We start from the raw sequence: 25,096 nt of genomic DNA, 5'->3' as shown, positions 1-25,096 counted from the left end.
CTCCTCGCCGACCGCTCCGCCTACGAGGACTTCGACGCCGACGCCGTCGCCGGCCGCTCCTTCGCCTTCGAAGCCCTCGACCAGCTCGCCATGGACCACCTCCTCGGCGTCCGCTGACGTCCCGCGGGGGCGGGCGGCGACCGACCGCCCGCCCCCGCGCCCCCGAGCGCGACACCGCCGGACGTCGCGCAGGACCGCACAACACCCCGTGGGAGCGTTCCCACCGGGCCGGCTCCCCTCTCACGCAAGGGCACCACCGTGACAGAACCACTTCCGGACGGGCGGATCCGACGCGGCAGCCGCCGCAGCAGGCGGATCGTCGTCCCCTTCACCCTCGTCTCCGCCCTCGCCGCCGGCGCCGTTCTGTCGGGGTGCGGCCAGCAGCAGGACCCTGACGTCTACACCGTCATGAACTCCTCGACCGACGAGTCGTACCACCGCTGGGACGCGGACACCCTGGCGCGCTGCAGCAAGCAGCTCGGCATCACCATCGAGCAGCAGAGCGTGCCCGCCGCGCAGGTCATGACGAAGGCGCTGCGGATGGCGTCCTCGAAGTCGCTGCCGGACGTCCTCCAGCTCGACGCCTCGGAGATGCCCACCTTCGCCGCGGCGAAGGGCCTGATCCCGCTGGAGGACCTGGGGCTCACCACCAAGGACATCCCCGACGGGATCGTCAACTTCGGCTCGTACGACGGGACGTACTACGGCGCCGCGCGCACCGTGAACACCCTGGCGCTCTTCTACAACAAGGACATCCTCGACAAGGCCGGCCTCAAGGTGCCCACCACCTGGGCCGAGATGCAGTCGACGGCCAAGAAGCTCACCCAGGGCAAGCGGTACGGCCTGGCGCTGAGCGCGGGCGGCGCGGAGGACGGCGTCTTCCAGTTCACCCCGTTCATGTGGTCCAACGGCGGCGACGAGACCAAGCTCGACAGCCCCGAGGTCGCCGAGGCGCTGGACTACTGGAAGTCCCTGCTCAAGGACGGCTCGCTGTCGAAGTCCACCGTCAACTGGACGCAGGCCGACGTGAACGACCAGTTCATGGCGGGCAACGCCGCCATGATGATCAACGGTCCGTGGCAGGTCGAGAGCCTGAACGCGCACAAGGGCCTCAACTGGGGCATCGCCCAGATCCCCGTGCCGAACGCGGGCGACGACTCCGTCGGCCCGCTGGGCGGCGGCGTGCTGACCGTGCCGGACACCGGTGACACCGAGCGCGAGAAGACGGCGGCCAAGATCATCGGCTGCATGTCGAGCCAGCAGGAGGAGATCACCTACGCCATCAACAGCTGGATGGTCCCGGCCAACACCAAGGCCGCCGACGTCTGGCGCACCAAGGCCCCGGAGCTGTCCGCACTGGCCGACCAGGTGGCCACCGCCCGTTCGCGCACGGCCAAGGTCGGCGCCCAGTGGTCGTCGGTCTCCCTCGCCCTGCAGAGCGCCTTCCAGTCCGCCCTCACCGGCGAGTCCAGCGAGGCCGCACTCAAGCGCGCCCAGCAGCAGGTCACGAGCGGGAACTGAGGTAACGAACCATGTCATCCACCACTGCCTCCGCCGCCCCGCGGCCGGCCGACCCGCAGGCCCGGCCCGCGGTCAAGGCGCCCGTGAGTCCGCGCAGCGCCAAGCGGCGCCGCCAGCTCGCCCAGTGGGGCTTCATCGCCCCCGCCGTGATCTTCATGGCGCTGTTCTTCGGCTACCCGCTCGTCCGCAACATCGTGATGAGCTTCCAGGACTACTCGCCCTCCACGTTCTTCACCGGTGAGGCGCCGTTCAACGGCTTCGACAACTGGAAGAACGTCTTCCAGGACGGGCTGTTCGGCAAGGCCCTGTGGCAGACGATCCTCTTCACGATCGGATCGCTGGTCGGCCAGTTCTGCATCGGCCTGGCGCTCGCCGTCTTCTTCACCCGCAGGTTCCCGCTGAACGGCATCCTGCGCTCGCTGATCCTGCTGCCGTGGCTGGTCCCCATGGTCGTCTCCGGCATCGTCTGGCGGCGCATCTTCGACCAGGACACCGGTGTCCTCAACTCCTTCCTCGGCGTCTTCGGCGTCGGCGAGACCCCGTGGCTGACCAGCACCAGCGTCGCGCTGATCTCGGTGATCCTGGTGAACATCTGGATCGGCATCCCGTTCAACATGGTGATCCTCTACGGCGGCCTCCAGGAGGTCCCCAAGGAGATGCACGAAGCGGCGGCCCTCGACGGCGCCTCCGCCTGGCGCACCTTCCGCTCGGTGACCCTGCCGATGCTCAAGCCCGTCATCACCGTGGTACTGGTGCTCGGCTTCATGTCGACCGTCAAGATCCTCGACCTGGTCCTCGCCCTCACCGACGGCGGCCCCGCCGACTCCACCCAGACCCTGGGTACGCTCACCTACCAGAACTCCTTCGTCCAGATGGACTTCGGAGCGGGCGCCGTGGTCGGCAACATCCTGATCCTGATCTCCGCCGTCTTCGCGGTGTTCTACCTGCGGGTCAACCGCAACGAGGGGAAGTGACCGGCATGGCGACCACCACCCAGATCCCCGCCGCCCCGGCTCCCGCCGTCCGACGGCCGAAGCGCCGCTGGGGAGCGACCGTCATCGGTCTCGCCCTCCTGTGCGTGATGCTCTTCCCGCTGTACTGGATGATCAACACGGCCCTCCAGCCGGACGCCGGCCTGGTCGACGTGAAGCCGGTCCCCACCAGCTTCGACCTCTCCGGGTTCACCTCGGCCATCAGCGACCAGGGCACCAACCTGCTCACCTCGCTGGCGGTCGCGATCGGCGCCGTCGTCATCTGCCTGGCGATCTCCGCCCCCGCCGCCTACGGCCTGGCTCAGTTCAAGCTCCGCGGCAGCAAGACCATCGTCTTCGGCACGCTGATCACCCAGATGGTGCCCGGCATCGTCATCGCCAACGCCCTGTACAGCGCCTACGTCGACCTCGGCCTGGTCAACTCCTACTTCGGCCTGATGCTCGCGGACGCCTCGCTGGGCATCCCCTTCGCCATCGTGCTGATGCGCTCGTTCATGGTGTCGATCCCGCACGAGGTCATCGAGGCCGCCGAGATGGACGGCTCCGGCCGCCTGCGGACCTTCCTCCAGGTGGTGCTGCCGATGAGCCGCAACTCCCTGATCACCGCGGGACTCTTCTCCTTCCTGTACGCGTGGAGCGACTTCATGTTCGCCCTCACGCTCAACACCACGGACGACGTCAAGCCGATCACCCTCGGCATCTACCAGTACATCGGCGCCCACGTCGGTGACTGGGGCTCGGTCATGGCCGCGTCCGTGCTGTCCGCCGTCCCGGCGGCCATCCTCCTCGTCCTGTCCCAGAAGTACATCGCCGCCGGCATCTCCGGCGGCTCGGTCAAGTAAGGCTTTCCATGAGTGACTTCCCGGTCTTCCCGCCCGGATTCGTCTTCGGCGCGGCCACCGCCTCGTACCAGATCGAAGGCGCCGCGCAGGAGGACGGCCGCGGTCCTTCCATCTGGGACACCTACAGCCACACGCCCGGCAAGACGGACGGCGGCGACACCGGTGACGTGGCCTGCGACCACTACCACCGCTACCCCGAGGACGTGGCGCTCCTGCGCGACCTGGGCGTGGACTCGTACCGCTTCTCGATCGCCTGGTCCCGCATCCAGCCCGACGGCAGCGGCCCGGTCAACCCCAAGGGCCTCGACTTCTACTCGCGGCTCGTGGACTCCCTGCTGGAGGCGGGCATCGAGCCGGCCGCCACCCTCTACCACTGGGACCTCCCGCAGGCCCTGGAGGACAAGGGCGGCTGGCGGGTCCGCGAGACCGCCGAGCGGTTCGGCGAGTACACCGCGATCGTCGCCGAGCACCTGGGTGACCGGGTGCCGCGGTGGATCACCCTCAACGAGCCCTGGTGCAGCGCCTTCCTCGGCTACTCCGTCGGCCGGCACGCGCCGGGCGCGCGGGAGGGCCGCGGCGCGCTGGCCGCCGCCCACCACCTGCTGGTCGGCCACGGCCACGCGATGACCGCGCTGCGCGCGGCGGGCGTCCGCGAGGCGGGCATCACCCTCAACCTGGACCGCAACGTCCCGGCCACCGAGTCCGACGCCGACCTGGCGGCCGTCGTCCGCGCCGACACCCAGCACAACCTGGTGTGGACCGAGCCGCTGCTCGCCGGCCGCTACCCGGCCACCGACGAGGAGACCTGGGGCGAGCTCATCACCGGCGAGGACTTCCGCCGCGAGGGCGACCTGGAGCTCATCTCGCAGCCGATGGACTTCCTCGGCATCAACTACTACCGGCCGATCGTGATCGCCGCCGCCCCGCACCGCGAGGCGGACCCGGCGCTGCGCGTCGCCACCGACAACCGGTACACCGAGGGCGAGTACCCGGACGTCCGCCGCACCGCGATGGGCTGGCCGGTCGTCCCGGAGACGTTCACCGACCTGCTGACCGCGCTGAAGAAGACCTACGGCGACGCCCTGCCGCCGGTCCACATCACCGAGAACGGCTCGGCGGAGTTCGACAGCGTCGAGGCCGACGGCTCGATCCACGACGCCGACCGGGTCGAGTACCTGCGTACGCACCTGACCGCGCTCAAGGCGGCCATGGACGCGGGCGTCGACGTGCGCGGCTACTACGTCTGGTCGCTGCTCGACAACTTCGAGTGGGCGCTCGGGTACGCGAAGCGGTTCGGGATCATCCGGGTCGACTACGACACCCTGGAGCGCACCCCGAAGGACAGCTACCGCTGGTACCAGCAGCTGATCGCGGCCCACAAGCCCGCCTGATCACCGCGGTTCCCCGCCCGGGGGCGTACGCACGGTCCGCCGCGCGTACGCCCCCGCGGCGCGTCCGGGAGCGGCGGTCAGTCCGGCGGGGCGCCGGCGCCGGCGCCGGGGGTGCGCCTGCGGGCCAGGTGGTGCAGCCGCAGCGCCACCTGGATCTCCAGCGCCCTGGCGGGGGTGTTCCAGTCCGGGCCGAGGAGCTGGGCGACCCGGTCGAGGCGCTGGACCACGGTGTTGACGTGCACGTGCAGCGCGTCCTTGGCGCGGGCCGGGCCGCAACCGTGGGTGTAGTAGGCGTCGAGGGTGCGGACGAGCTCGGTGCCGCGCCGGGCGTCGTAGTCGAGAACCGGTCCGAGCACCCGGTCCACGTACCCGGCGAGGTCGGTCCGGTCGCCCAGCAGCACGCCGAGGAAGCCGAGTTCGCCGAGGCCCGCTCCTTCGCCGGTGCGGTCGAGCGCTTCCAGCGCTTCGAGGCAGCGGCGCGCCTCGTCGTAGGCGCCCGGCAGCGGCTCGGGGCCGGTGGTGGGGCCCGCGGCCCCCGCGGTGACCGGGGTGCCGAGCGCGCGGCCGAGTTCCTGGGCCAACTCGCGTGCCAGCGGACCCGGTTCCGCGGTGGGCACGAGCAGGACCGGCCAGCCGTCGCGCACCCCGGCCAGTCCGCCCAGCAGCCGGGCCCGGCGGGCCGCCTCGGCCAGCAGCCGCGGGCGCTGGCCGGGCTCGCAACCGAGGACGAGGACCGCGTGCGGGCGCGACAGGTGGACGTCCAGCTTCCTGGCCCGCAGCGTCATGCTCCCGGTGTCCCGCCCCGTCCCCGGCGCATGGGCGGTGAGCAGGTCGTCCAACAGCTCGCCGCGCACCCGGTTCTCGGCCTCCGCGACCGACCTGCGCAGCAGCAGGAGCAGCGCGGCGACCAGGGCGGCGCGCTCGAACAACCGCTGGTCGGCGGCGGTGAGTCCGGCCCTCCCGGTGAGCACGAGGCTGCCGAGGAGTTCCGGACCGGCCAGCACCGCGCAGACCCAGCTGCCGTCGACGGGCACGGCCCGGCCGCCCCGGCGCGAGGCTTCGATGCCCTGCTCGGGCGGGACGGCGGGGCCGGTGCCCAGCCGGGCCAGTTCGGTGCCGTCCGCGTCGTGGACCGCGAGGTTGCCGCCGAGCAGCGCGGCGATCTCGCGTGCGACGTCGTCGACGCCGCCGCCGCGCAGCACCAGGTCGGTGAGCCGGTCGTGGGCGTCCGCCGCGCGGCGCAGGGCCTCGCTGTGGGCACGGGCGGTCTCGTTGGCCGCGTTGAGTTCCACGAGCGCGGTCCGCGTCTCCTCCAGCAGCCGCGCCCCGTCGATGGCGACGGCGGCGTGGTCGGCGAGGGAGGAGAGCAGGGCGATGGCCTCGGGGGCGAAGTCGCGGGAGGTGCGGTCCGCCGCGAACAGCACGCCGATCACCCGCCGCCCGACGCGCAGCGGCACCCCGAGGATGCCGACGAGCCCTTCTTCGCCGACGCCCGCGTCGATGGCCCCAGTGTGCTTGAAGCGGCGGTCGGTGCGGTAGTCGGCGCTGGCGTACGGGCGGGCGGTCTGGGCGACGAGGCCGCCGAGCCCTTCGCCCATGCCGAGGCGCAGTTGCTGGAAGGTGGCGGAGACCGAACCGGCCGTGACCCGCATGAACGTGTCGCCGGCGGCGGGGTCGTTGAGGGTGAGATAGGCGACGTCGGTACCCAGCAGGGTGCGGGCCCGGTGGACGATGGCCCGCAGCACGGCGTCCGGGTCGCGCAGGGCGGCCAGGTCGCCCGCGGTGTCGAAGAGGGCGGCGAGTTCGGCCTCGCGCCTGCGGCGCTGGGTCTGGGTCCGGTGGACCTCCATCGCGGTCCGGGTCGCGTCGTCGATCGCCTCCTGGTCGCGCGGGTGGACCCGGGCGGCGCGGGCCCTGGCGGCGGGACCGGCGAGCTGCTCGGCGGACGCGTCGGCGGCGAGCAGGTCGAGCAACTCCCGCTGGGCCGCCTCCACCGCCGACGTGCCGGTGTCCGGGGGCGCGGTGGCGTCCGTGTGCGCGGTGGTCACGGTGGCGTCCTTCCCGGCCGGCCGCGGGGCCGGCCCGCGATCGGTCGGGGCGGATACGGGGCCGCGGCCCGCCCGCGCCCGGCGGGCGGGGGCGGGCCGCGGGGTGGTCCGGGCGGATCAGGCCCGATCGGCGGCGAGCGGCACGTCCTGTGCGCGCGGCTCACCGGCTGCCGCGGAGCGGGCCAGGTCCCGGCCCCTGGTCTCCCTGATCACGATGACCGTGAGGGTGGTGACCACTGTGGCGGCGCAGAGGTACAGGGCGACGGGCGTGCCGGAATCGTAGTTCCTGAGAAGCTCCACGGCGATGATCGGGGCAAGGGCTCCCGCCAGGATGGAGGCGAGCTGGGAGCCCATGGAGGCCCCGGAGTAGCGGACCCTGGTGTCGAACATCTCGGAGATGAAGGCCGCCTGCGGCCCGTACATCGCCCCGTGGAAGAGCAGTCCGACGGTGACCGCCAGGGTGATGACGGCGAACGACTCCGAGTCGACCAGGGCGAAGAAGGCGAAGGCCCACAGGGCCATGCCGGTCGAACCGATCAGCGTCACGGGCCGGCGGCCGAGCCGGTCGGAGAGGGCGCCCCACATCGGGATGGTGACGAAGTGGACGGCCGAGCCGATGAGCACGGCGTTCAGCGCGGTGCTCTTGGGCAGCCCCAGGTGCGTGGTGACGTAGACCAGCACGAACGAGGTCAGCAGGTAGTAGGAGATGTTCTCGCCGAACCGGGTGCCGATGGCGCCGAGCACCTCGCGCCAGCTGTGGCGGAAGACCTCCACGACCGGTGGCGCGTCCTTGGCCCCGCGGGCGGCTTCGGCCTCGGCCTCGGCGCGGGCCGCGAGGAAGACCGGGGACTCGGAGAGCGAGACACGGATCCAGAGGCCGATCACGACCAGGACCCCGGACAGCAGGAACGGGATGCGCCAGCCCCAGGAGAGGAACGCCTCCTCCGACTGGACGGCGGCCAGCAGCGCCAGCACCCCGGTGGCCAGCAGGTTCCCACCGGGCGCACCGGCCTGCGGCCAGGACGCCCAGAAGCCGCGGTGTTCGGGGCCGCCGTGCTCGGAGACGATCAGCACCGCACCGCCCCATTCGCCGCCCAGTGCGAAGCCCTGCACCAGGCGCAGCACGGTGAGCAGGATGGGGGCGCCGACGCCGATGGTGTCGTAGGTGGGCAGCAGGCCCATCGCGAAGGTCGCGCCGCCCATCATCATCAAGCTGAGGACCAGGAGCTTCTTTCGGCCGATGCGGTCGCCGAAGTGTCCGAAGACCAGGCCGCCGATGGGCCGGGCGGCGAAGCCGATGGCGTAGGTGACGAACGCGATCAGGGTGCCCACCAGGGGGTCGCCGGTGGGGAAGAACAGGGTGTTGAACACCAGCGCGGCCGCGGAGCCGTAGAGGAAGAAGTCGTACCACTCGATGGTGGTGCCGATCAGACTGGCGCTGACGATCCGGGCTATGCCGGAGGGTGCGGCGGGTGGCCGGGCGGTGCTGCTGGTCTCGGTTGTCATGGGTTCACCGGCTTCTCGGGGGGACGGGACGTGCGGGACACGAGCGGGATGCGTGCGGTGCGGGCGTGGGGGCGTGCGGGGGTCAGTTGGCTTGCCACCCGCCGTCGAGCGGGAGGGAGACGCCGGTGACGTAGCTGCTGTGGTCGGAGCAGAGCCAGAGCGCGGCGGAGGCGACCTCCTCGGCCTCCAGCAGCCGCTTGATGGGTGAGCGGGTCAGCAGCACGTCGGCCAGCACGTCCTCGGGGCTGATCCCGTGGGCGGCGGCCTGGTCACGGATCTGGTTCTCCACCAACGGGGTCCGGACATAACCGGGGTTGACGCAGTTGCTGGTCACTCCGTGCGGGGCGCCCTCCAGGGCGGCCACCTTGCTCAGGCCCTCCAAGGCGTGCTTGGCGGCGACGTACGCCGCCTTGTAGGGGCTGGCGCGCAGACCGTGGACGCTGGAGATGTTGATGATCCGGCCCCAGCCTCGCTCGTACATGTGCGGCAGACACCGCCGCATCAGCAGGAAGGGTGCCGCCACCATCACCTGCTGGATGTGGGCGAACCGCTCGGGCGGGAACTCGGTCAGCGGGGCGACGTGCTGGAGGCCGGCGTTGTTGACCAGGATGTCGATACCGGAGGGCAGGGTGTCGATGACGGCCGGGTCGGAGAGGTCGGCGACATGGACGACACCGCCGATCGCGGCCGCCACCTTCCCGGCCGCCTCCGCGTCCCGGTCCACCACGTGCACGGTGGCGCCCGCCGCCGCCAGCGCCGCGGCGCAGGCCTTGCCGATGCCGCTGCCGCCGCCGGTGACCAGGGCGGCCCGGGAGGCCAGCCGCACACCGGACGCGGCGGGTGCCGGACGCGGGGCGGGAGGAGGAACTTCACTCGTCATGGCCGGAAACACTAGGGACACGGCCCCTTCGCACCTATGGATCCGGCGCACACATTGCGGGCGGGTCCGGTGGTGGCCGCGACCATGTCGGGGCTCGGCCCGGCCGTCCGGGGACCGACGGGGGCCGGTGGGACGGCCGGCGGCGCGGCGGGGTCACCGGCCGAGCGGGCAGAGCGTGAGGAGTTCGGCGGGCGTCGCGCCGGTCGGCCCGCCGACCGTGCGGCTCGGCGGCGGCCGGTGCCCGCCGCCGAGCCAGGCCTCCAGGGCGGTCAGGGCGGCGCGGTGGCACGGCACGAGGGGCCGCAGCCGGTCGGGGAAGGCGTCCACCAGGGAGTCGGTGTGGGTACCGCCCTCGATCCGGTAGTAGCGGTGCAGCCGGCCGCGCCCCGCCTCACGGACCATGCGGGCGTACACGTCCGAGTCCCGGGCGATGGGCAGCAGGACGTCGAGGGTGCCGTGGACCGTGATCAGCGGCTTGCCGATCCGGCCGGTCAGCGCGATGCGTCCGACCGCTCGCCGGACCTCCTCCGGGCGGTCGGCCCAGTCGTAGTCGGCGTCGCAGCCGGGGACCGTGCCCGGGGCGCAGTACGGTGTGCCGGCCTCGGTGTCACCGTCGAAGCCGGGGTCGAGCTCCTCGCGGTACACGCGCTGGGTGAGGTCCCAGTAGACCTGGTGGTGGGAGGGCCAGAGGAATTCCGAGCCGGGCGGGAAGCCCGCCGCGTACATCTGCTCGCGGGCCCGGTCCGCGTCGGGTCCGCCCGCCGCGACGGCGGGGTAGGCCCGCAGCGCCGGGGGCAGGAAGGTGAGCAGGTGCGGCTCGCGTTCGCTCCAGAGAGTGCCTTCCCAGTCGACTCCCCCGTCGTACAGCTCGGGATGGTTCTCCAGTTGCCAGCGCACCAGGTAGCCGCCGTTGGACATGCCGGTGACCAGGGTCCGGGCGGGCGGGCGGTGGTAGCGCCCGGCGACGACGGCCTTCGCGGCGCGGGTGAGCTGGGTCAGCCGGGTGTTCCACTCGGCGAGGGCGTCACCGGGGCGGGAGCCGTCCCGGTGGAAGGCGGGGCCGGTGTTCCCCTTGTCGGTGGCGGCGTAGGCGTAGCCGCGGGCCAGCACCTCGTCGGCGATGGCCCGGTCGTTGGCGTACTGCTCACGGTTGCCGGGGGTGCCGGCCACGACGAGTCCGCCGTTCCACCGGTCGGGGAGCCGTACGACGAACTGGGCGTCGTGGTTCCAGCCGTGGTTGGTGTTGGTGGCCGAGGTGTCGGGGAAGTAGCCGTCGATCTGGATGCCCGGCACACCGGCCGGGACGGGGAGGTTCTTGGGGGTCAGCCCGGCCCAGTCGGCCGGGTCGGTGTGGCCGGACGCCACGGTGGCGGCCGTGGTGAGGCCGTCGAGGCAGTCGGCCCGCTGGTGCGCGGCACCCGGCACCCGGAGCCGGTCGAGGTTCGCGCAATGGCCGGTGGCACGGTCGGGTCCGGTGCGCGCGGTCGCGGCGGACGGAAGCAGCGCCGCGGCGAGGGCGAGAGCCAGTACGCCCAGCGCGGCGCGTCCACCTGGGCGGGGACGACGGGCCGGGACGGTCGGACGGGGCGGGTGGGGCGGCTGGGGCACGGGGACCTCCGTGACGGGGCGGAAGAGAACGCAACGGGGCAGGGCGGTGTGCGGGGGCGGGCGGGTGCTGCGCCCGCCCCGACGAGGCCGCCGGCAGCGGGGACCGGGCGGCCTCGTCGGGGTTACGGGACATGCCTGTCGACGTACCGCCAGGGCCCTCGGGCAGGTCAGGGCCCTCGGACAGGTGGCAGGTCGGGGCAAGTCGGGGGCCCCGTCAGGAGCAGGACCCGTCGGCCAGCGTGTAGTGGCCGACGGGCGATTCCCGCAAGGTGTGGGTGACGAAGGTGTTGTAGAGGCCCATGTTCTGGAGCGAACCCTTGGCGTAGGTGTAGCCGCCGCCGGTGGTGGCGCGGCCGGCCTGCACGTGGGCGTAGTTGCTCGACGTCCAGCAGACGGGGGCGACGCCCCCGGTGGTGGCGGCGGTGAGCGCGCCGGAGAAGGCGCCCGGCTGTCCGTCGGCGTTCCGGGCGGCGACCGTATAGGTGTGCGAAGACCCCGCCGTCAGCCCCGTGTCCGTGTACGCGGCCGAGTCGGGGGCTCCGACCTGGACACCGTCGCGCCGGACCACGTACCCGGCGGCTCCGGAGACAGCCGTCCAGCTCAGGCCGATGGTGGTGTCGGTGCGGCCAATGGCGGCCAGGCCCGTGGGGGCGGGCAGCGTGCCGGGCTGCGGCGCGGAGTCCGCCAGTCCGAAGAAGCGGGTGATCCAGTAGCTGGAGCAGATCGAGTCGAGGAAGTAGGCGGCACCGGTGGAGCCGCAACTCTCGGCACCGCTGCCGGGATCGACCGGAGTGCCGTGCGCGATGCCCGGAACGCGGTTCACCTCGACGGCGACCGAGCCGTCCGCGGCCGGATACTCCTCGTGCCGGGTCGCGTTCGGGCCGATCACGGAGGTGCGGGCCGGCGTCTGGGACAGACCGTGCAACCCGGTCCACTGGTCGCGGAGTTCGTCGGCGTTGCGCGGCACGACCGTGGTGTCCCGGTCCCCTTGCCAGACGGCGACCCGCGGCCAGGGCCCGGTCCAGGACGGGAAGCCGTCACGGACCCGCTGCGCCCACTGGGCGGGGGTGAGGTCGACCCCCGGGTTCATGCAGCCGTAGGCGCCGGAGACGTCGGAGGCGCAGCCGTGGGGAAGTCCGGCGACCACGGCGCCGGCCCGGAAGACGTCCGGATAGGCGGCGAGCATCGCCGAGGTCATGGCGCCCCCGGCGGAGAGCCCGGTGACGTAGGTGCGCCCGGCGTCGGCCCCGTACGCGGAGACGGTGTGCGCGGCCATCTGCCGCAGGGAGGCGGCTTCGCCCTGGCCCCGGCGGACGTCGGCGGTCTGGAACCAGTTGAAGCACTTGTTCAGGTTGTTCGCGGACGTGGTCTCGGCGAACACCACCAGAAAGCCGTGCCGGTCGGCGAGTTCGGGCAGCCCGGAGTTGTCCGCGTACCCCTGGGCGCTTTGGGTGCAGCCGTGCAGCGCCAGCACCACGGCGGGGCGGGCGGCCAGGGTGGCGGGCCGGTAGACGTACATGTTCAACTGCCCGGGATTGGCACCGTAGTCGGCGACCCGGGTCAGGGCGACGGCGGCCTCCGCGGCCGGTGCGGCGCCGATCGCCTGCGCGGCCGGGGCGGGGCCGGCCAGCAGGGCGCCCAGCACGAGGGCGATGACCGCCGCGAACCGCCCGCGCCGGCTTCGGGCGGGAAACGGTCGGGGCGGCACTGGGCGCCGGAGGCGGAGAACTCCCCGGAGTGGTGACGGCGTCATGGCGGCTCCTTCGGTGGTGTGGGGGTGCACCGGGCGGGTCCCCCGACCCGTTCTTCGGGAGAGCCGCCCGCTGACCGGCACCGTAGAAGCCGCCCGGTGCGCGCCGATATGGCGTCGCCCACCACAACCGGCCGTCGGACGACGTGGTGCGCGGCCTGTTGCGGCAACCGCGCCCAGGGCCTATGGGGCCGCCAGGAGACCTGCCGGTACCCGTAGTTCCGCCTCCGTCGCGGCCCGCACCCGGGCGAGCGTGACACCCGGCGCCAGCTCGGCCAGCGCGAAACCGTCCGGGGTCACGTCAAGGACGGCGAGGTCGGTGACGACGCGATGGACCACCCCGGCTCCGGTGAGCGGCAGGCCGCACCGCCGCACGAGTTTGGGGGTGCCGTCCCTGGCGGTGTGCTCCATCAGCACGATCACCCGGCGCGCGCCGTGCACCAGGTCCATCGCCCCGCCCATGCCTTTCACCCTCTTGCCGGGGATCATCCAGTTCGCCAGGTCCCCGTCCTGCGAGACCTGCATGGCGCCCAGCACGGCGGTGTCGACGTGTCCGCCGCGGATCATCCCGAAGGACAACGCCGAGTCGAAGTACGAGGCGCCCGGCAGCACCGTCACCGTCTCCTTGCCCGCGTTGACCAGATCGGGGTCGATCTGCTCCTCCGTCGGGTACGGGCCGGTGCCGAGAATGCCGTTCTCCGACTGCAGCACCACCTCGACGCCGGGCGGCAGATGACCGGGGATCAGGGTGGGCAGGCCGATGCCGAGGTTGACGCAGGTGCCGTCCACCAGCTCCCGGGCGGCCCTGGCCGCCATCTGCTCACGCGTCAGCGCCACGACGGGCCCCGCCTTCCTCTTCGATCCGCACACACCGTCGCTCGACCCGCCGTTCGGCGGCCGGGTCGTCCGGGGAGACCCGCACCACCCGCTGCACGAAGACCCCCGGCAGGTGCACCGCGTCCGGGTCGAGTTCGCCGGGCTCCACCAGCCGCTCGACCTCGGCGACGGTGATCCGGCCGGCCATCGCGGCCTGGGGGTTGAAGTTGCGGGCCGAGGCGTGGAACACCAGGTTGCCGTGCCGGTCCCCCACCGCGGCCCGCACCAGCGCGTAGTCGGTGGTGATGCTCTCCTCCAGCAGGTGCTCCCGGCCGGCGAAGACCCGGACCTCCTTCGGCGGGGAGGCCACCGCCACCCGCCCGTCCGGGGTGTGGCGCCAGGGCAGTCCGCCCCGGGCGATCTGTGTCCCGGCCCCGGCGGGCGTGTAGAACGCCGGAATGCCGGACCCGCCCGCCCGCAGCCGTTCGGCGAGCGTCCCCTGGGGCACCAGCTCCACCTCCAGTTCGCCGCTGAGGTACTGCCGGGCGAACTCCTTGTTCTCCCCGACGTACGAGCTGGTCATCCGGGCGATGCGGCCGGCCCGGAGCAACAGGCCGAGCCCCCAGTCGTCCACCCCGCAGTTGTTGGACACCACCTCCAGGCCGCCCGTGCCGCGCCGCAGCAGCGCGGCGATCAGCGCCGACGGGATGCCGCACAGGCCGAACCCGCCGACGGCGAGCGACGCCCCGTCAGGGATGTCCGCCACCGCCTCGTGCGTACTGCCGACCGTCTTGTCCAGCCCCATACCGCTCCTCCGCCCCGGGCGTGGCGGCCGGAACCCGTGCCGCCCGCGCGTTGGTCCGCACCGACCCGAGAACGGTACGTACGCCGTCCGGCCCGCCGGTACGGCGTGCACCGCCACCGTTCGGCCCGCCGGAATGTGGTCGGGCACCAGGCGGGAGCGAGTGCGGAGCCCGTGCGGTCCGGGGCGCGGGGGCGGTCAGGGACGGCGCGCGGCGCCACGCGGACACGCCACGCGTGTGCCTGACGGCCGGGACGCATCGGTCGGCGCGCACCGGTCGGGCGGGCGCACGGGACCGGGGCCCGGCCCGTTCGCTCAACGGTGCGCGTACGCCGCCGGGTTGTCGAGGACGTCCTGCACCACGCGGGCCGCCGCGCCGCGGGCCGCGTCGCCGGAGACGGAGGAGGCGCGCAGCCGGCTGCCGTTCTCGTGCCACCGGCCCGACACGACCCGGGTGGTGAGCTGGGCGTCGGCGGCCTTCTCCAGCCAGGGCATCAGGGTGCGGTAGATGCCGCCGAGGACGACCGCCTCGGGGTCGAAGAGGTTCACCACGCCGGCCAGCACCACGCCCATCCGGTCCCCCGCCTCCCACAGGGAGTCCACCGCCCGCGGGTCGCCGGCGGCCGCCCTGCGGGCCAGCTCGCCGATGCCGGGCACACCGGCGGCGGGGTCGATGCCCGCCGCCTCCAGCAGCGCGGCCCGGCCCGCGTACTGCTCGAGGCAGCCGCGCGCCCCGCACCGGCAGAGCGGGCCCTGCGGGTCGACGACGACGTGCCCGATCTCGCCCGCGAAGCCGTGCGCGCCGCGCAGCATCTCGCCGTTGAGGACGAGAGCCCCGCCGACGCCGATCTCACCGGTGAGGTAGAGGAAGGTGCGTACGGATCCGAGCCCGCCGAACCGGAGTTCGGCGAGGGCCGCGAGGTTCGCCTCGTTGTCGGAGCCGACGGCCAGGGCCCGCCCGGCGGGGCGCAGGGAGCTGAGGGCCTGTCCGAAGATGCCCTCGGCCGCCACCCGGTTCCAGCCGAGGTTCGGGGCCTGGCGGACCACGCCGCCGGAGACCAGGCCGGGCAGCGCCAGCTCGACGCCGACGACGCGCAGTTCCTGCTCGCGGGTGGACTGCACGACCCGGTCGGTGAGCCGGGCGGCGTGGGCGAGGACGTCGGCGGGCGGGACGCCGCGGTGGTCGGTGTGCTCGGTGACGCGTACCCGGTCGGTGCCGGTGAGGTCGACGGCGCACACCGAGACGTAGTCGATGTTGATCTCCACGCCGAGCCCGGCGGGGCCGGTCCTCGCGAGCCGCAGCACGGTGCCGGGGCGTCCGGCGGACCCGCTGGACGTCTTGCCGGACTCGGTGAGGCAGCCCAGCTCCATCAGCTCCTCCACGAGGGAGGAGACGGCGGCGCGGGTGAGGCCGACGAGGGTCGCCACCCGGGCGCGGGTGACCTCGCCCTCCTCGTGCACGGTCCGGAGCACCAGGCTGAGGTTGTGGCGCCGCACCGACTCGTGGCCGGCCTTGGCCGCGGGCCAGGTCAGATTGTTCTTCATCAGACCACCGACCTTAGAGTCTCTGGTTGCGGTCCCCGCGGACCGGACGGCAACGGGCCGCACCGGCCGGGTCGGGACCCGGCCGGTGCGGCCCTCACGCTGGTGTGCCGCCGCCGCTTACTTGCGGATCAGGCTGCGGAGCACGTACTGCAGGATGCCGCCGTTGCGGTAGTAGTCCGCCTCGCCGGGGGTGTCGATGCGCACGACGCCGTCGAACTCCACGCCGGTGTCGGTGGTGACCTTGACCGTGCGCGGGGTGGTGCCGTCGTTCAGCTCGGTCACGCCGGTGAAGGAGAAGGTCTCCTCGCCGGTGAGGCCGAGGGACTGGGCGGTCTGGCCCTCCGGGAACTGGAGCGGCAGGACGCCCATGCCGATGAGGTTCGAGCGGTGGATGCGCTCGTAGGACTCGGCGATGACGGCGCGGACGCCGAGCAGCGCGGTGCCCTTGGCGGCCCAGTCGCGGGACGAGCCGGAGCCGTACTCCTTGCCCGCCAGGATGACCAGCGGGATGCCGGCGGCCTGGTAGTTCTGGGAGGCGTCGTAGATGAACGACACGGGGGCCGCGTCAGCGGTCGCAGCCTGGGTGAAGTCGCGGGTGAAGCCGCCCTCGGTGCCCGGCGCGATCTGGTTGCGCAGGCGGATGTTGGCGAACGTGCCGCGGATCATGACCTCGTGGTTGCCCCGGCGCGAGCCGTAGGAGTTGAAGTCACGACGCTCGATGCCGTGCTCGGTGAGGTACTTGCCGGCCGGGGTGTCGGCCTTGATGGCACCGGCCGGGGAGATGTGGTCGGTGGTGACCGAGTCGCCCAGCTTGGCGAGCACCCGGGCGCCGGTGATGTCCTCGACCGGGGTCGTCTCCATCGTCATGCCCTCGAAGTACGGGGGCTTGCGCACGTAGGTGGACTCGGCGTCCCACTCGAAGGTGTTGCCGGTCGGGATCGGCAGGGCCTGCCACTGGGCGTCGCCCGCGAACACGTCCTGGTAGGACTTGTTGAACATGTCCTCGCCGATGGCGTTGGCCACGACGTCGTTGACCTCGGCCTCGGAGGGCCAGATGTCCTGGAGGAAGACGGGCTTGCCGTCCTGGTCGACGCCGAGGGCGTCCTTGGTGATGTCGACCTTCATCGAACCGGCGAGGGCGTACGCGACGACCAGCGGCGGGGACGCCAGGTAGTTCATCTTGACGTCCGGGTTGATCCGGCCCTCGAAGTTGCGGTTGCCGGAGAGCACCGAGGTCACGGCCAGGTCGTGCTCGTTGACCGCCTTGGAGACCTCCTCCGGCAGCGGGCCGGAGTTGCCGATGCAGGTGGTGCAGCCGTAACCGACGAGGTTGAAGCCGACCTTGTCGAGGTACGGGGTCAGGCCCGCCTTGTCGAAGTAGTCGGTGACGACCTTCGAGCCCGGCGCGAGGGTGGTCTTGACCCACGGCTTGCGGGTCAGGCCCTTCTCGACGGCCTTCTTCGCGACGAGCGCGGCGGCGACCATCACGTAGGGGTTCGAGGTGTTGGTGCAGGAGGTGATCGCGGCGACGGTGACGGCGCCGTGGTCCAGCTCGTACGTGGTGCCGTCGGGGGCGGTCACGGTGACCGGGTTGGACGGGACGCCGTCGGGCGACACGGCGGGGGCGTCGGAGGCCGGGAAGGACTCCTTGCTCGCCTCCATGTCGTCGGTGACGTAGTTGCGCACGTCCTCGGCGAACTTGGCCTTGGCGTCGGCGAGGACGATGCGGTCCTGCGGGCGCTTGGGGCCGGCGATCGAGGGGACGACCGTGGCGAGGTCGAGCTCCAGCTTCTCGGAGAAGTCGGGCTCGGCGGCCGGGTCGAGCCAGAGGCCCTGCTCCTTGGCGTACGCCTCGACCAGCGCGACCTGCTGGGCGTCGCGGCCGGTCAGGCGCAGGTACTTCAGGGTCTCGTCGTCGATCGGGAAGATCGCGGCGGTGGAGCCGAACTCCGGCGACATGTTGCCGATGGTGGCGCGGTTCGCGAGGGAGGTGGCGGCGACGCCCTCACCGTAGAACTCGACGAACTTGCCGACGACGCCGTGCTTGCGCAGCATCTCGGTGATGGTGAGCACGAGGTCGGTGGCGGTGGTGCCGGCCGGCAGCTCGCCGGTCAGCTTGAAGCCGACGACGCGCGGGATGAGCATCGAGACCGGCTGGCCGAGCATCGCGGCCTCGGCCTCGATGCCGCCGACGCCCCAGCCCAGCACACCGAGGCCGTTGACCATCGTGGTGTGCGAGTCGGTGCCGACGAGGGTGTCGGGGTACGCCTGGCCGCCGCGGACCATGACCGTGCGGGCCAGGTGCTCGATGTTGACCTGGTGGACGATGCCGGTGCCCGGGGGGACGACCTTGAACTCGTCGAAGGCGGTCTGGCCCCAGCGCAGGAACTGGTAGCGCTCCTTGTTGCGGCCGTACTCCAGCTCGACGTTCTGGGCGAACGCGTCGTTGGTGCCGAACTTGTCGGCGATGACGGAGTGGTCGATGACCAGCTCGGCCGGGGCCAGCGGGTTGATCTTCGCCGGGTCGCCGCCGAGCTCCTTGACGGCCTCACGCATGGTGGCGAGGTCCACCACGCAGGGCACGCCGGTGAAGTCCTGCATGATCACGCGGGCCGGCGTGAACTGGATCTCCTGGCTGGGCTGCGCCTGCGAGTCCCAGCCGCCCAGGGCGCGGATGTGGTCGGCGGTGATGTTCGCGCCGTCCTCGGTGCGGAGAAGGTTCTCCAGCAGCACCTTCAGGCTGTAAGGGAGGCGCGCCGCGCCTTCCACCTTGTCCAGCCGGAAGATCTCGTACGACTCGTCGCCCACGCGCAGCGTGCTGCGGGCGTCGAAGCTGTTCGCCGACACGACAGTCTCCTTCATCAATGTGCGCGTAACTCCGCGCCGCGCCCCACTCACGGCGGGCGCCGTGTGGTGCCGCCTACGGCTGCGCGGGCCATCCGCTAAGGTAAGGCTTAGTTAGGTAACCCTTACCGAGCGGCGGCTGCGGGACGCCTCGGCAGATATCTCGATGTCGAGATAACTCTAGTACATCGCCGCTGTCCGGTCATGCCCAGGGGCGGGTGTCCGTCGATCCGTTCCCCGCCCGTGCCCGCCCGCGTCCGCCCGTGTCGTCCGTGCACGGGAGGTACGCACACGGGCGGCACGGGCACGCGGGGACGGGGACACGTGATGCGTGTACCCCGTGGGCGGCGGTGTACGACGCGCCGGGGTCGGACGCCGACCGTCCGGCGCCCGGTCGCGTTCGGACCGGACACGCACGGTGACCTCCGGGGGCCGGTGCCCCGGAGGTCGCCGGCCCGGGTCCTCAGCGGGGCAGCGCGGCCCGGCGGCGGAAAAGGTCCTCGGCCGCGCTCTGCGCCCGTACGCGGACCGTCTCCGGGTCCACGCTGCGGACCCGGCCCTCCTCCACCAGGCGGTGGCCGTCCACCCAGACGTCGGACACGTCGGCGGAGCCGGCCGAGAACACCAGATGAGCGGCGGCGTTGGAGTCCGCGCCGTGCAGCAGCGGGGTGGTGTGCAGCCGGCGCAGGTCGACGGTGATGACGTCGGCCTTCTTCCCGGGCTCCAGCGAGCCCGTCTCCGCGTCCAGACCGAGGGCGCGGGCGCCGTCCAGGGTGGCCATGGCGAGGATGTCCCAGGGGTCGCCGGTCGTGGGGTCCAGCGTGGTGAGCTTCTGCAGGAGCGAGGCGAACTTCATCTCCTCCAGCAGGTCGAGGTTGTTGTTCTCCTTCTCGCCGTCGCTGCCGAGGCCCACCGTGATGCCCCGTCGCCGCATGTCGACGATCCGGGCCGGTCCCGAGGACAGCTTCATGTTGGAGCAGGGGCAGTGGGCGACGGCCGTCCCGGTGTCCGCCAGCAGGTCCAGCTCATGGTCGTCGAGCCAGACACAGTGGGCGACGACCGTGCGCGGCCCGAGGATGCCCCGGTGGTGGAACTCCTCGATCGGGCGGCGGCCGGTCCGGCGCAGCGACTCCTCGACCTCCCAGGTGGTCTCGGATGAATGGGTGTGCAGGCCGGTGTCGAACTCGGCGGCCAGCGCCGCCGCCCCCGCGAACGCCTCCTCGGAGCAGTAGAAGAGGTGTTCCAGGCCGACCCAGGAGCGGACCCGGCCGCGCGCGTGGGTCCGGTACTCGGTGAGGAGCCGCCGGTTGGTGTCCAGGGTCTCGAAGTAGTCGTAGCCGGGCAGGTCGGCCACGTACGGCACGAGGGTGGCGCGGATGCCGACCCGTTCCGCCGCGTGCGCCGACCCCTCCATGTGCCGCCACATGTCCATCACCGAGGTGGTGCCGGCGCGCAGCGACTCGGTGTAGCAGAGCAGCGAGGCGGCCTCGGCGATCTCGGGGGTGAGGGCCCGGTGGGCGGGGTCGACGTAGTCGCGCAGCCAGTCCCACAGTGCCTTGGACTCGGCGGTGCCGCGCAACAGCCCGGAGTGCAGGTGGGTGTTGTGCAGGCCGGGGAGGACGGCGTGGCCGGTGGCGTCGACCACGACCGCGTCGGCCGCCGCCGCGTCCAGTTCGGCCACCGGCCCGACGGCGGTGATCCTGCCGTTCTCGATCAGCACCGAACCGGGGTCGTGGACGGTCCGGCGCCCCTCGCAGGGCAGGACGATCCCGTTGCGCACGAGGGTGCGGGGGTGCCGGCCCGTCACGCGTCGGCCCCGGTCCAGAATCCCGCGTGGACGGCGGCGGCGCGTTCCCTCAGGTGCGGGCCCGACACCAGGACCGGGCGCTGACCGGCCGCGAAGACGGTGCGGCAGGGCAGCGCCATGGTGGGGTTCTCCTCGTCCGCGCCCGTCAGTTCCAGGAGTTCGTCCTCCCCCAGCGCGTAGACGACCCGGCCGACGCCGCTCCAGTAGACGGCTCCCGCGCACATCGCGCACGGCTCGGTGCTGGTGTAGAGCGTGGCGCGGGCGAGTTCGGCACGGGTGTACGCGACGGTCGCCAGCCGGATCAGGTTGGTCTCCGCGTGACCGGTGACGTCCTTGCCGGTGGTCACGGTGTTGCCGGCCTCCAGGACGACGGCGCCGTCCAGGACGAGCAGCGAGCCGAAGGGGTGGTTGCCGCCCTGCCGGGCGCGGGCCGCCAGTTCGACGGCGGCGAGGAGGAACCTCTCCTCGTCGGCGGTGAGCGGGGCGGAAGGATTCGGGGTGTTCACGGGTCTCCTCGGTGCGGGTGGGGGCGCGGGTGCGGGTGTGCGTGCGCGGTGGGTCGGTGGTCGGCGGGTCGGCGGTCGGCGGTCGGTGGGTCGGTGGGTCGGTACGTGCGCAGGTCGCGGTACGTCGTCCGGTGCGGGTCGATCGTGACGGTGCCGGCCGGCGGGGCGGCGGGTCGGGGACCGGGTCGCGGGGCGGATCACCGGGCCGGACCACGGGCGGGGTCGTCACGGGCCGGGTCGTCACGGGCGGCGTCGTCACGGGCCGGGCCGCGGGCGTCACCCGGGACCGGACGACGGGCCGGGTCACCCGGCCGGTGCGGGGGCCGGAAGGCCGGCGGGCGGGGTGGGGCGCCAGGCGGTCAGCGCGGCGTACAGGGCGGCCGACACGGCGAACCCGACGAGCAGGCCGAACGGTCCCACGCCCGGGTGGGCGGCCGCCAGCGGGCCGGTGTAGAAGGACTGGTTCATGAAGGGGAGTTCGGCGAGCAGGGCCACCAGGACGGCGGGCAGCCCCCAGCCGAAGCGGTGCCGCGCGTCGTAGAGCCGTGCCGTGTCGTGCACCCCGCGCTCGCGCCACCAGTACGCGGTGACCAGCACCGCGGCCCAGGGCGCCAGCCAGTACCCGGTCATCAGCAGGAAGTCCTGGAGGCGGGAGGCGAAGTCCCCGTGTCCGGCGTACCAGGACAGCACCGTGCCCAGGCCGCCGACCGCCAGGACGGAGACCCAGCGGGGTACGGCGAATCCGGCCACCAGCGCCGCCATCGCGCCGGAGTACAGGTCGATGACCGTGGAGGCCAGGGTGGAGACCAGCAGGGCGACCAGCACGACGGCGCCGAGGGCGTCCGGAAGCAGGCCGCTCACCATCGTGCTCGGGTCGTCCACCGCGGCGGCGGTGCCGATGGCCGCGCCGAGCGAGCCGATCCACACCCCGGCCACCGCGCTGCCGCCGGCGGCCGCCAGGAAGACCCGCCGGGCCGGGGCGTCCGCCGGCAGGTAGCGGCTGTAGTCGGAGGCGTAACCCGCCCAGCCCAGCCCCCGGGCGGCGGTGACGGCGACCACCAGCAGAAAGGCTGCGGTCGAGCCGTCGGAAGGCGCGACGGGCGCGGCCGCACGGGCGTCGCCGAAGCCGTACACCGACACCACCGCGAAGACGACGACGAGAACCAGCGCCAGCCCGCGTTCCACCGCGTGGATCATGCGGTAGCCGAACACCGCCACGGTGAGCTGGGCCGCCGCCATCAGCAGCAGGGCGGGGGTGAACCCCAGTCCGGTGAGGTCGCGCAGGATGAACATGCCGAGCAAGGTGTCCACGACGCACCAGCCGACCCCGTTGACGAGGGTGAACGCCGCGGACGGCAGGCTGCCGAGCCGGCCGAACGGACCGCGGGTCTGGATGAGTTGCAGCACACCGGTGACGGGCCCACGGGTGGAGAGGAGGCCCACCAGGGCCGCGCTCAGCAGGGTTCCGAGGGCGATCGCCAGCACCGCGGGCAGCAGGTCGAGACCGAACACGGAGGTGGCCAGGGCCCCCACGCTCACGGTGGCGAACTGCACGTTCGCCCCGAACCACAGGGTGAACAGCGACCGCGGCCTGCCGTGCCGGCGGTCCGGGGGAACAGGCTCGGCACCCGCCCGCTCGATCCCGAGAGGCGGTGTCGGGGCAACGGGACGGGACGGCACGCCCCGGTCGACGGACGGCGGGGCGGCGGGCAGTGGTTCGGCACGCACGGGATCTCCTCGGGGCGGCATGGGGGTGATACGGGGAGCCGGAAGTGACGCCGGGCACCGGGCCGGCACGTGGGGGCGCGCGGGCCGGGCGGGGGTGCGAGGGAGACCGTCGACGGTGACGGGGCCCCGGATCCGGAGGTCCGGCGCGGGAACGCGGGGCGGGCTGCGAACGGACCGCCGCCGTGCCCCGTGATGCCCTCAGTGAACCCGTGCGGGACGACGGGCGGACCTGGACGGCCCTACGGACGGGCGGCCCCGGGGAGCGGCCGGTCCCGTACCATGCTCCAAACCCGTGCCCGCCGGTGCGCACGCCCGTAACACTCCGCCCGCGGAGTCCCCCGCCGTGCCGGCTCCGCCGGCCGGGCACCGCGACGGACCGTCAGTCAGGAAACCCGGTGCTGCTGACCGAACTCCTCGCGATACCCGGCCTCGGGCTCACCCCGCTGCTCCCCTCCGGCACACGGGAGCGCCGGGTGACGGGCGTCTGCACCACCGATCTGCCCGACCCGGGCCGCTACCTGGACGGCGGGGAGCTCGTCCTCACCTCGACCACCTGGTACCGGGAGCCCCGCGACGCCGACGTGTTCGTCGCGGCGCTCGCCTCGGCCGGCGCGTGCGCCCTGGTGGCCGGGTCCGCCGCCCTCGGCGACCTGCCCGACGCCCTCACCGACGCCTGCGACCGGCACGGACTGCCGCTGCTCACGGTCGGGGACGACGTGTCGTACGCCGCGCTGACCGAGACGGTGCTGGCCGCGCTCGCCGGCCCCGTCGGGCGCTCTCCGGGCGCGGGCCTCCACCGCGGCCTGGTGGCGAGCATGGCCTCGGGCGCCGGCGCGGGAGGTTTGGTGGAGGTGCTGGCCCGGTCCACCGGGCTGCACTGCCAGGCACTGTCCGCGGTGGGACGACCGGTGGCCGGCGCGGTGCCCGAGGTCTCCACCCACCATCTGCGCCGGTGCCTGCGGACGGCTTTCGCGGGCGGCGCCTTCCCCTCCGTGCAGCCTCTGCCGGGCGGCGGACGCATCACCTTCCTGCCGATCCAGTCCCCCGTCGCCCACCGCCCGCCGGCCGGGTACCTGGCGGCTTCGGGCGACCACCGCGACTGGGCGCCGGGGGTGGCGGACGCCGCGGCCGAGGTGTGTGCGCTGCTCGCCCTGGACGGAGTGGGGCGGCAGGAGCGGCGGCGCATCGAGGAACGGCTGCTGCGCGAGTCCGTCGACCTCCTGCGGGAGGGCCACGCCGAGGCGGCCGCGGGGCGGCTGCGCAGCGTCGGCCTGGACCCGGACCTCCCGCTGGCCGTCGGTTACGTGACGACCACCGGCCGCCCCTACGGCCCGGAACTGGCCGCCGTCGTACTGGAGGACGTGCACGACCAGATACCGGGCTGCTCGGCGCCGTTCGCCACCACCGGCGGCCACCTGATGTTCGTCCCGGCCGACGGCGCCGCCCGCGCCGACGGAACCGGGACGGGGACCGGCGGCGGGACGGGGGGCCGGACCGGCGGCGCCGTCGGGACCGGCGACGGGGCCGGGGGCGGGGCCGGGGGCGGGACCGGGGGCGGGCTCTCCGGTCTCCTGGAGGAGGCCGCCCGTCGGCTCGAACCGTTTCTCGCGCACGGCTGGGCCGCGATCGGCGTCTCCGGACCCACCGCGGGCGCGGCGGGGCTGCGGCGGGCGCTGGACGAGGCACTCCACGCCCAGCAGGTCGCGCGGCTCGCCCCCGGGACCGTACGCGTGGCGGGCACCGAGGCGTTCTCCTCCCACCTGATGCTGCTGGCCGCCGTCCCGGACGACGTACGCCAGATGTACCGGGACCGGCTGATCGGCGTACTGGAGCGGTACGACGCCGAGCACCGCAGCGATCTGGTCGGGACGCTCAGGACCTTCCTCGACGCGTCGGGATCGTGGCAGCGGTGCGCGGACCTGCTGCACGTCCACGTCAACACCCTGCGCTACCGCCTCAAGCGGGTGGAGCAACTCACCGGCCACAGCCTGGCCACCCTGCACGACCGGGTGGACTTCTGCCTGGCCCTCGGCATCGGCTGAGGCGTGCCGCGGGGTCCCGCGGCACGCCCCCGGATTCCGCAGTCCGACGCATCTCGCACATCGGCACTCCCCCGCGGGCTCGCCCGGTGCCGCGAACTCGGCAGGCACCGCGCACTCGGCAGACACCACGGGCTCGGCGGTCACCGGCGAACTCCGCGAACTCCGCGCATGAAGGGGCGAGTTCGGGACACACGGTCGGTGACGGAACCCACGCGACCCGATCCCGACCGAAGGAGACAGCGATGCCGCTCACTTTCCGCAAGAGCTTCCAGATCCTGCCCGGCGTCCGCCTGAACATCAACAAGCGCTCCTGGTCCGTGACGACGGGCGGCAAGCACGGGCCGAAGCAGACCCACAGCAGCACCGGACGGCGCACCACTTCCATGGACCTGCCGGGCCCGTTCGGCTGGCGCAAGACCCGGACGTCGCGACGGGGCTGATCCCCCGGATGGCCGCGCCCCCGACGCA

The 25,096-nt window shown here is 73.1% G+C and carries 18 protein-coding genes; 6 read left to right on the top strand and 12 right to left on the bottom strand.

The features are described from left to right. The first annotated feature begins 258 nt into the window (after positions 1 to 258). Genes Q0994_RS31215 through Q0994_RS31200 form a run of 4 tightly spaced genes read left to right on the top strand, consistent with a single transcriptional unit; the run spans position 259 to position 4,746 of the window. Positions 259 to 1,521 (top strand): sugar ABC transporter substrate-binding protein, encoded by a 1,263-nt coding sequence (locus Q0994_RS31215; RefSeq protein ID WP_299541519.1) that lies wholly within the window; start codon positions 259 to 261, stop codon positions 1,519 to 1,521. Positions 1,522 to 1,532: 11 nt separating this feature from the next. Beyond that, positions 1,533 to 2,495, top strand: coding sequence for a carbohydrate ABC transporter permease (locus Q0994_RS31210; protein WP_299541517.1), 963 nt, complete (start codon positions 1,533 to 1,535; stop codon positions 2,493 to 2,495). Between the two features lie 5 nt (positions 2,496 to 2,500). Beyond that, on the top strand, positions 2,501 to 3,355 hold the full coding sequence (locus Q0994_RS31205) for a carbohydrate ABC transporter permease (protein WP_299541515.1): 855 nt from the start codon (positions 2,501 to 2,503) through the stop codon (positions 3,353 to 3,355). 8 nt (positions 3,356 to 3,363) lie between these two features. Next, a complete protein-coding gene (locus Q0994_RS31200; protein WP_299541513.1) occupies positions 3,364 to 4,746 on the top strand; it encodes a GH1 family beta-glucosidase in 1,383 nt (460 codons plus the stop codon). 77 nt (positions 4,747 to 4,823) lie between these two features. Here the strand turns inward: Q0994_RS31200 and Q0994_RS31195 are convergent, their stop codons facing one another. The 12 genes from Q0994_RS31195 to Q0994_RS31140 all read right to left on the bottom strand — a co-directional run bounded on the left by Q0994_RS31195 (position 4,824) and on the right by Q0994_RS31140 (position 22,586). Then, positions 4,824 to 6,740 (bottom strand): GAF domain-containing protein, encoded by a 1,917-nt coding sequence (locus Q0994_RS31195; protein ID WP_299541525.1) that lies wholly within the window; start codon positions 6,738 to 6,740, stop codon positions 4,824 to 4,826. A 171-nt stretch (positions 6,741 to 6,911) separates the two neighbouring features. Then, on the bottom strand, positions 6,912 to 8,300 hold the full coding sequence (locus Q0994_RS31190) for an MFS transporter (protein ID WP_299541511.1): 1,389 nt from the start codon (positions 8,298 to 8,300) through the stop codon (positions 6,912 to 6,914). A gap of 82 nt (positions 8,301 to 8,382) precedes the next feature. Continuing rightward, the gene (locus Q0994_RS31185) at positions 8,383 to 9,180 is read right to left on the bottom strand and encodes a 3-hydroxybutyrate dehydrogenase (RefSeq protein WP_299541509.1); all 798 of its coding nucleotides are present in this window, start codon (positions 9,178 to 9,180) and stop codon (positions 8,383 to 8,385) included. Positions 9,181 to 9,333: 153 nt separating this feature from the next. Beyond that, positions 9,334 to 10,683 (bottom strand): tannase/feruloyl esterase family alpha/beta hydrolase, encoded by a 1,350-nt coding sequence (locus Q0994_RS31180; protein WP_299541523.1) that lies wholly within the window; start codon positions 10,681 to 10,683, stop codon positions 9,334 to 9,336. Positions 10,684 to 11,002: 319 nt separating this feature from the next. After that, entirely contained in the window at positions 11,003 to 12,421 is a 1,419-nt protein-coding gene (locus tag Q0994_RS31175; RefSeq protein ID WP_363325592.1) for a PHB depolymerase family esterase, read from the bottom strand. Between the two features lie 300 nt (positions 12,422 to 12,721). Continuing rightward, positions 12,722 to 13,375: a CoA transferase subunit B gene (locus Q0994_RS31170; protein WP_299541507.1), complete on the bottom strand. Its 654-nt coding sequence runs from the start codon at positions 13,373 to 13,375 to the stop codon at positions 12,722 to 12,724. Further along, positions 13,359 to 14,159 (bottom strand): CoA transferase subunit A, encoded by an 801-nt coding sequence (locus tag Q0994_RS31165; RefSeq protein ID WP_299541505.1) that lies wholly within the window; start codon positions 14,157 to 14,159, stop codon positions 13,359 to 13,361. The genes Q0994_RS31170 and Q0994_RS31165 overlap by 17 nt, the downstream gene beginning before the upstream one ends. A 312-nt stretch (positions 14,160 to 14,471) precedes the next feature. Continuing rightward, the gene (locus Q0994_RS31160; RefSeq protein ID WP_299541503.1) at positions 14,472 to 15,701 is read right to left on the bottom strand and encodes an ROK family protein; all 1,230 of its coding nucleotides are present in this window, start codon (positions 15,699 to 15,701) and stop codon (positions 14,472 to 14,474) included. 117 nt (positions 15,702 to 15,818) lie between these two features. Further along, entirely contained in the window at positions 15,819 to 18,563 is a 2,745-nt protein-coding gene (acnA, locus tag Q0994_RS31155; RefSeq protein ID WP_299541501.1) for an aconitate hydratase AcnA, read from the bottom strand. A 445-nt stretch (positions 18,564 to 19,008) separates the two neighbouring features. After that, positions 19,009 to 20,352, bottom strand: a complete 1,344-nt coding sequence (locus Q0994_RS31150; protein ID WP_299541499.1) for an amidohydrolase — start codon at positions 20,350 to 20,352, stop codon at positions 19,009 to 19,011. After that, on the bottom strand, positions 20,349 to 20,858 hold the full coding sequence (locus tag Q0994_RS31145) for a nucleoside deaminase (protein ID WP_299541497.1): 510 nt from the start codon (positions 20,856 to 20,858) through the stop codon (positions 20,349 to 20,351). Before Q0994_RS31145 ends, Q0994_RS31150 begins: the two co-directional genes overlap by 4 nt. A 303-nt stretch (positions 20,859 to 21,161) precedes the next feature. After that, a complete protein-coding gene (locus Q0994_RS31140; protein WP_299541495.1) occupies positions 21,162 to 22,586 on the bottom strand; it encodes a cytosine permease in 1,425 nt (474 codons plus the stop codon). A 395-nt stretch (positions 22,587 to 22,981) separates the two neighbouring features. Here Q0994_RS31140 and Q0994_RS31135 point away from each other — a divergent pair, with 395 nt between their 5' ends. Together Q0994_RS31135 and Q0994_RS31130 are read left to right on the top strand one after the other, a co-directional pair. Beyond that, on the top strand, positions 22,982 to 24,628 hold the full coding sequence (locus tag Q0994_RS31135) for a PucR family transcriptional regulator (RefSeq protein ID WP_299541493.1): 1,647 nt from the start codon (positions 22,982 to 22,984) through the stop codon (positions 24,626 to 24,628). Between the two features lie 242 nt (positions 24,629 to 24,870). Further along, the gene (locus tag Q0994_RS31130; RefSeq protein WP_299541491.1) at positions 24,871 to 25,068 is read left to right on the top strand and encodes a DUF4236 domain-containing protein; all 198 of its coding nucleotides are present in this window, start codon (positions 24,871 to 24,873) and stop codon (positions 25,066 to 25,068) included. Positions 25,069 to 25,096: the final 28 nt, after the last annotated feature.

The sequence above is a fragment of the uncultured Streptomyces sp. genome (genome assembly GCF_947488945.1).
Classification (GTDB): Bacteria; Actinomycetota; Actinomycetes; order Streptomycetales; family Streptomycetaceae; genus Streptomyces.
The sequence above is the reverse complement of the archived record's forward strand: the minus strand, read 5'-3'. Positions and strand labels throughout refer to the sequence as shown.